General features: G+C 31.0%; 6 protein-coding genes. All 6 read right to left on the reverse strand.

What is annotated here, in order from left to right; genetic code table 11:
• Positions 1-66 precede the first annotated feature (66 nt).
• The gene (locus tag Q0998_RS18020; protein WP_299672414.1) at positions 67-1,848 is read right to left on the reverse strand and encodes a DNA mismatch repair protein MutS; all 1,782 of its coding nucleotides are present in this window, start codon (positions 1,846-1,848) and stop codon (positions 67-69) included.
• 28 nt (positions 1,849-1,876) lie between these two features.
• Positions 1,877-2,965: a HesA/MoeB/ThiF family protein gene (locus Q0998_RS18025; protein WP_299672416.1), complete on the reverse strand. Its 1,089-nt coding sequence runs from the start codon at positions 2,963-2,965 to the stop codon at positions 1,877-1,879.
• 246 nt (positions 2,966-3,211) lie between these two features.
• Positions 3,212-4,438 (reverse strand): NTP transferase domain-containing protein, encoded by a 1,227-nt coding sequence (locus tag Q0998_RS18030; RefSeq protein ID WP_299672418.1) that lies wholly within the window; start codon positions 4,436-4,438, stop codon positions 3,212-3,214.
• 211 nt (positions 4,439-4,649) lie between these two features.
• On the reverse strand, positions 4,650-5,129 hold the full coding sequence (moaC, locus tag Q0998_RS18035) for a cyclic pyranopterin monophosphate synthase MoaC (protein ID WP_299672420.1): 480 nt from the start codon (positions 5,127-5,129) through the stop codon (positions 4,650-4,652).
• Between the two features lie 193 nt (positions 5,130-5,322).
• Positions 5,323-5,613 carry a GIY-YIG nuclease family protein gene (locus Q0998_RS18040; RefSeq protein ID WP_299672422.1) on the reverse strand — a complete coding sequence of 97 codons (291 nt, stop codon included), beginning with the start codon at positions 5,611-5,613 and terminating at the stop codon, positions 5,323-5,325.
• 152 nt (positions 5,614-5,765) lie between these two features.
• Positions 5,766-7,022 (reverse strand): molybdopterin molybdotransferase MoeA, encoded by a 1,257-nt coding sequence (locus Q0998_RS18045; RefSeq protein ID WP_299672424.1) that lies wholly within the window; start codon positions 7,020-7,022, stop codon positions 5,766-5,768.
• Positions 7,023-7,180 lie beyond the last annotated feature (158 nt).

The raw sequence follows: 7,180 nt of genomic DNA on the forward strand, positions 1-7,180 counted from the left end.
CTCATTTCTTGCTGAAATTATAATTGAGAATCGTGAGATTTTTTTCTTGATTCTTGATTCTTTTCTCTAAATAATCTCCATTTTTTTCAATAAAAAAGAAGCATTCATGTTTTTACAAACTCCGTTTTTTAATGTATAATCGAAAAACAATTCGTCGTTGATAATTTCTGCATCAAAATAGTAGTTTTTAATACCTTGAAATTCATTTTCTAAATCACATAAACTCACATCGTGGGTTGCAATAATTCCTGTAGATTTCGATTTTGTGAGTTTTTCAACAAACTTTTTAGAACCAATGGCTTTGTCTTTACTGTTGGTTCCTTTTAGAATTTCATCTAGAATAATAAAATAATCTTCTCCTAAAGTTTCAGGGTTAATTTCATCAACAATAAACTTTAATCGCTTTAATTCTGAATAAAAATACGATTCATCTTCTGTTAAAGAATCTGTAGTTCGCATGCTCGTAATCAATTTTATAGGCGAATATTTAAAATGCTTTGCACAAACAGGCAAACCACAATTTGCCATTACAATCGACAAAGAAACTGTTCTTAAAAAAGTACTTTTCCCAGCCATATTTGCACCTGTAATGATAAAGAATTCTTCTTTCTGAATGATAAAATCATTGTCAACTCTTTTATCAGCATTCAATAAAGGATGTCCTAAATTGATTGCGTTTACCACTTCTTTGTTTGAAGTTATTTCAGGAAATACAAACTTTGGATGATTAAAATGAAAGTTAGCTAGCGAGTTTTGAGCATCAAAAAATGCAACTACTTCAAACCATTTTTCTACGGTATGTTTATAGTTATGAATCCACTTTTCTATTTTACTTGAGTTGTATATTTCAGATAGAAAGAAACCATTTCCAAATACAAAAATAATGATATTGTTTCGTTGATCGAACGTATCTAAAATTCGTGAAAATTCTTTAAAGATAACGGAAGCCTTCTTTTTTTCAGAGTTGATAATATTTTTTTTCTTTTTCAGAATTTTTGAAGTAAATTCTTCATTTTCAATCTGATTTAATAATTGATGGTATTGCTTAAACGTTTCTCGAACCTTATCCGTTTCAGCATACAAATTGCTTGACTTTTTAAAGAATCTTCCTATGATAAAAAGTCCTGTTAAAAACCAAAAAATGATATATACAAAAGAGAGCATTCCGAATGAAATAAGCCCAATGAACACCAAAGAAATTACAGAAAAGCCTATTTGAATTTTTGATAAGTTTTTCGGAAAAACAGATGTATAATTTGAAATCCAATTTACAATAGATTTAGAAGTATTTTTAACAGAAATTAAGCTTGCCAACGCAGAAAAATGCTGTCTCCAAAGTACTTTTTCTGAAAGTTCTTTTAAGGCTTGTTGCTTCTCTAATATAGAAGCTGTACTATTTTCTGTTAGCAAAGTTGCTAAGACTCCTTTTCCATCATTAGTTGTGGTTCTATTTATGTATTGAAAAAAAGATCCTTTGCCAAACAAATCGATGTCATTGCTATAAAAATGAGCAGAATTTATAAATGCTGAGCCCGTTTCTAAATGATGAAAATCGCTGTTTAAAACTTGAATTTCAGTGGAATTAATTCTAATTTTCTCAGCAAGAATATTTCTTTTTCTTTTTAAATCAATATATTTTACAACTAAAAAACTAAAGATAAAAACACCTAGAAAAGCAATGATAAAAACATCTGGATAGCTACCAAAAGTTAGATACATTAAAAAACTAGTTATTAAGAATATGGCAAATCTAAAAACACTTAGATTTACAGATTTCTTTTTTAAGATTGCTGCTTCTTTTTCTAAACTAGCTTTCTGATTTGTATAAAATTCTATTGGGTTTTGCATTATCTATAAAACGTTGTTTTTTTAAGTTTTAATAACTAGAAATTCCGCCAGTTAAATTCAATACTTCTACATCTGGATATTTCGTTTTTAATAGTACGGTTGCATTATAACTGTTGAAACCTCTTTGGCAGACCATAATATACGTTTTGCTTTTATCAATATTTATTTTATCGGCATCAAATTCGCTAATATGTATGGTTTGATTTACTTTAAAAGGCAACTTTAAATCCTTTAAAACAGCTATAATTTCTAGATTTTTAGATTTCGATCGAAAAGACAAACGATCTTTCAATTCTTCAGGTGATATTTGCCATTCAGCATTTTGATTGCTACAAAATACATCCACATAGGTTTGTAATTTAAAAATTTTAGCAATTTTATCTTTTAGAACGGTGGGTTTTAGTTTCATTTTTAACTCTTGGTTTTTTAACGCATTATATATACGCAATTGATTTGTTAATGGTTCTCCAATGCCTGTAATCAATTTTAAAACTTCGTTTACTTGTTGTGTTGCCATCATTCCAACAATGCCATTTAATGTTCCCGCTTCCTCGCAATTAGGAATGTCTGTTGCCATTTTTGGAAAAGCATCTCTTAAATTTGCGGAGTAACTTCCGTCTTTTTGAAGCACATTAAATACAGAAACATAGCCGTCAAACTTATACAAAGAACCATACACCAAAGGTTTGTTTTTAATGACACAAGCATCGTTTAATAAATATTTTGTTGGCAATGAATCTGTGCCATCAACAACAATATCTATGTTTGAAATCAACTCAAAAATATTTTCTTTTGTAATTGGTTTGTTCGTAAAATGAACTGCTGTAAAAGGCGCTCTTTTTTTTATAAATGTTGATAAAACTGCGGCTTTAGATTTGCCAACATCGTCTAAACTATAAAAAACTTGTCTGTGCAAATTCGTTACATCAACCGTATCGAAATCTACTAAATGAAGTTGCCCAACTCCGCTTGAAGCCAAATACACTGCAATAGGGCTTCCCAAACCGCCGCAACCCACCACCAAAACAGATGCATTTTGTAGTTTTTGTTGTCCCACTTCACCAATTTCTGATAAAGTAGTTTGACGTTTAAAAAGTTGTGATTTTGTTGGTTTCATTTTATGCTGTCCCGAAATTTCGGGAGTTTCAGTGTATTTGTCATTCCTGCGAAGGCAGGAATCTACTCATTAAAATTCGATAATTAAATAAACAGATTACTTCGTCATTCTTCTTACCATTGACGTAGCTTATAAGTTACTGTTTTACAAATTATTAATATATGTCTGGTCGAGCGCAGTCGAGACCTCATTAAAACCTCTCGACTGCGCTCGAGGAGACATTACATCATTCCAATCGTTTGATAATTATTTTTCTCGGTCTCGTAATGACGTCGATGAAATCTCTTTTTTAGCGCTTTCAAACGCTTCTGGCGTATTTATATTTCTAATAAAAGCATCCTCAATTTCTACAATCTCAACATCAGAATTGATTAACATTTTACGCGGACAAGAATAGCCTTGTGCTAGATATTGTAATAAAATAGGATACGCTTTTGGCTCGTAAATAGTAATTAATGGTTCTACAAATTCCTTGTTTTGTCCTTTGATTGCTGTCGCAACTTTACTCGGGTTTCTATGTTTTAATAATTGTTGAATGATGGTATCATTTATAAAAGGTAAATCTGTTGCCAACACAAACCAAGCCGAATTTGGATCTTTTTGAAACGCAGAACAAATGCCACCAAAAGGGCCAAGATTTAGAAAAACATCTGGAATTTCATTTGAATTTTGAGATTTCTCGACTTCGCTCGAAATGACATTGTTATTTTTTTTGTCATCTTGAGCCTTTTGTCTTCGCTCAAGATAAACTCCGTCGAGAGATCTAACCGAATAAAAAGTTTCTAAATTATTATTTTCTAACAGTTCTTTGGCAAATTCCTTTTGCAATTTTCCATGATAATTCAGTTTAGATTTATCGGTTCCCATTCTGGTACTTTTTCCGCCAACCAAAACCAATCCTTTTATCGGAGCAATTTTTTCTTGAATGAGGTTATGAATATGAATTGAAATTTTTTCAACTTCATCAATCGTATAACAAATTTTGTTTTTTATGTTCGGATATTTCTCCTCTAAAAAAGAGAAAAATTCAGTTTCTTTTTTCAATTTAATAACAAACTGAATGTCATCTAACTGCGCTAATCTTTTTAACACAGAGGCTTCTTTGGCTTCATCTAAAATTAAGATTTGTTTTGCTCCTTGATAATGATTTCCGTTGATAAAAACATAATCGTACTGTGCAAATTGCAAACGTTGTTCAAAGATATTTATGGTTCCTGAAGTTGTTATTTGTAAATTTCCTTCGTGATGAAAAGTATATGCTGATAACCTATAATTGTCATCTCGAGCACAGTCGAGAGATTTTGCGTGAGAAGCATCAAAATAAGCCAATTTATACTTTGATAATCTTTGGGATACCTTGTGAACTAAATCTGAAATAATTCCACAATTGCTTCCTAAAATCGCAATTTCATTTGGCGCAAACTTATCGTTATCTCTTCTTTCTAAATTTGTATGTTTTGTGTGTTTTTTCATATATATGCTGTCCCGAAATTTCGGGAGTTTCAGTATCTTTTTGTTCTTTTTTTTCTAATTTATTGGTCTTCAAATGTCTCAAAATTTAGTGAGAAATAGAGTTTAGAGATTCTTTTAGGATGACAAACTGTTGTAAAATTTCTACTTTTTTAAAAATGACAAGCTATTTTTATCAAAAATAACACATGAGTGTTTCTTCCCTTTGGGAAGATTAAGATGGGCTATTCATATCAGATTTTCCACCTGTTTTTTCTAACAACTTTACTTCTTTAATTACCATTTTTTGACTGATACTTTTACACATGTCATAAATCGTTAAACAGGTAATATTTGCGCCGGTTAAAGCTTCCATTTCTACACCTGTTTTTCCTTCAATAGTAACTTCACAAAGTACTTCTATATTTTCTGAATCTATAATTTCAATATCAATATCAATGCCATTTATGAATAAGGGATGGCACATCGGAATCAACTCTGACGTTTTTTTAACTCCTTGAATTCCTGCAATAATTGCCGTTTGAAAAACAGGGCCTTTTTTTGTGATCAATTCATCATTTGAAAACTGAGAAATTATCTCTTTTCCTAAAAACATCGTTGCTTTTGCTACAGCTGTTCTTTTGGTAACTTTCTTGTCAGAAACATTTACCATTTTAGGGTTGTTGTTTTTATTGATGTGGGAAAAGTTGCTCATTGTTTTTTTATGAGGATTTTAAAAATAAAAATTCGTTAAAACTTAACAATGTTCTCGATACAATTTCGCCTAAAAAGGCAAAATTACTCGAACTGACATCACATTTTAACAGTTTTAATAGGTATACTGTCACTTCGAGTGAAATTTCTTTTTCAGAAATTTTGTATCGAGAAGTTTTACAGTAGCAAAATACTTACTTAAATTTCTTCTTTGCTAAATTAGGGAGTTTTTCAAACTCATCATTAATTAAAGCTTCTTTTTTAGCTCTCGACCATTTTTTTATTTGTTTTTCTGTATCTATTGCAAATCCTGCATTTGTAAATTCGCAATAAAAAACCAATTCTAAAGGTCTTCTATAATATGTGAAACTCTCTTGATGCTTTCCTTGCTGATGTTCAAAAAAGCGTTTTTCAAGATCTGAAGTGAACCCTGTATAATAGGTTTTATCAGAACATTTTAAAATATAAACGAAATAGGTTTTCATAGTTGGAATCTTAATAGTTCTCGATACAATTTTTCTTCCTTTGTCAGAAAAACCACTCGAACTGACAGCGTTTTCTTACTATTGCATTTAAATGCTCACGCACTGTCACTGCGAGTGATTTTGCTTTTTTGCAAAATTGTATCGAGAAGTTTTTATCTATACCTAATCACCGGAAAAACCTCTCCGCTTTTAAATTCCTTATTCTCACTTGGTAATTGAATAAAAGCGTCTGCATGCACCAAACTTGCTAAATCTCCAGAACCATTTCCCATAACTGGGTTTGCAATTAAATGCCCAAATTTATAACATAATTTTACTTGTAAAAAATAGGTTAAATTGGGTTTAAATGAAATGTCTTTCGCTAAAATTGCTGTTTCTTCTTCCATTTCTAATCCTACTGATTTGTAATACCAAGGATAAAAATACACCAAGCAATTTACAAAAGTTGAAATTGGATTTCCAGGAAAACCAAAGACAATTGTTTGTTTTTTGTTTTTATGATTTTCATTATGATAAACACCTTGTTCACTCATACTTAAAGAAGCTGCGCTTCCAAACCAAAAAGGTTTCCCTGGTCTTTGTGCCACCTTATGAAATAATTTCTCTACGCCTAATTCTTCAAAAACTTGGGGTAAAAAGTCAAATTTTCCTTTGCTCACGGCACCACTAAAAAGCAAGACATCATATTCTTGTAAATATGCTTTTATTTTTTCTTTTAAAACAGGTTTGTCATCTGTGAGATGGGCTGTTTCTGATGGAATGTTTAATCTTTCTAATAACGAAACCAAATTAAACACATTAGATCTTCTTATTTGATGTGATAACGGAGTTTCATCAACACCAACCAATTCATCACCCGTAGAAACAATCATCACTTTTGGTTGTTTGGCAACTTTTACAAAGGCTCTTCCAACGGTTGCTAAAACGCCTATTTCCGCCGCTGAAATTTTTGTGTTTTGTTTGATTAATACATCGCCAGCTTTCCCGTCTTTTCCTTTTGTATGAATGTTCTGTGCATCGTTAATTGTATCAATATCAATTGTTGCAATTCCGTCTTTAATTGTAACATCTTCATAACGAATAACGGTATTTGCATTATTAGGCAACACTGCACCTGTCATCACTTCAATACAATTCTTTGCATTGTAAAGTGTTATTTGCTCACTTCCTGCAGCTTGAATTCCTTCTATTTTAAAACTTCTTTGTCCGTTTTTGAATGAAGCGTAATCAATTACAATTCCGTCCATTGAGACCCTGTTAAAGGGAGGAAAATCTCTGTCTGCAAAGATATTTTCTTTTAAAATTCTACCAACAGATTGTAAAAACGGAATTTCTTCCATCGAAGTTTCGGTACCGAAGTTTTGGACTGAATTTAATACAATTTGTAAAGCTTTTTCTACTGAAATCATTTTGAAAGATGTGTAATTGTTTATTTGTTTAGTCGTGTAATTGTAATTATTAGTATTTCACAAACCTTAAACGCTTATTTAGATTCCTGCCTACGCAGGAATGAACTGTGCTTAAAAACAAATATTTGGTTGATAATTTTCTATATATTTTTGTTTTG

The sequence above is a fragment of the uncultured Polaribacter sp. genome (assembly GCF_947501385.1).
Classification (GTDB): Bacteria; Bacteroidota; Bacteroidia; order Flavobacteriales; family Flavobacteriaceae; genus Polaribacter.

Coding starts and splice junctions, on each gene's coding strand:
- Q0998_RS18020 (WP_299672414.1), bottom strand. CDS start 1,848: ATGCAAAACCCAATAGAATTTTATACAAATCAGAAAGCTAGTTTAGAA.
- Q0998_RS18030 (WP_299672418.1), bottom strand. CDS start 4,438: ATGAAAAAACACACAAAACATACAAATTTAGAAAGAAGAGATAACGAT.
- Q0998_RS18025 (WP_299672416.1), bottom strand. CDS start 2,965: ATGAAACCAACAAAATCACAACTTTTTAAACGTCAAACTACTTTATCA.
- Q0998_RS18040 (WP_299672422.1), bottom strand. CDS start 5,613: ATGAAAACCTATTTCGTTTATATTTTAAAATGTTCTGATAAAACCTAT.
- Q0998_RS18045 (WP_299672424.1), bottom strand. CDS start 7,022: ATGATTTCAGTAGAAAAAGCTTTACAAATTGTATTAAATTCAGTCCAA.
- moaC (WP_299672420.1), bottom strand. CDS start 5,129: ATGAGCAACTTTTCCCACATCAATAAAAACAACAACCCTAAAATGGTA.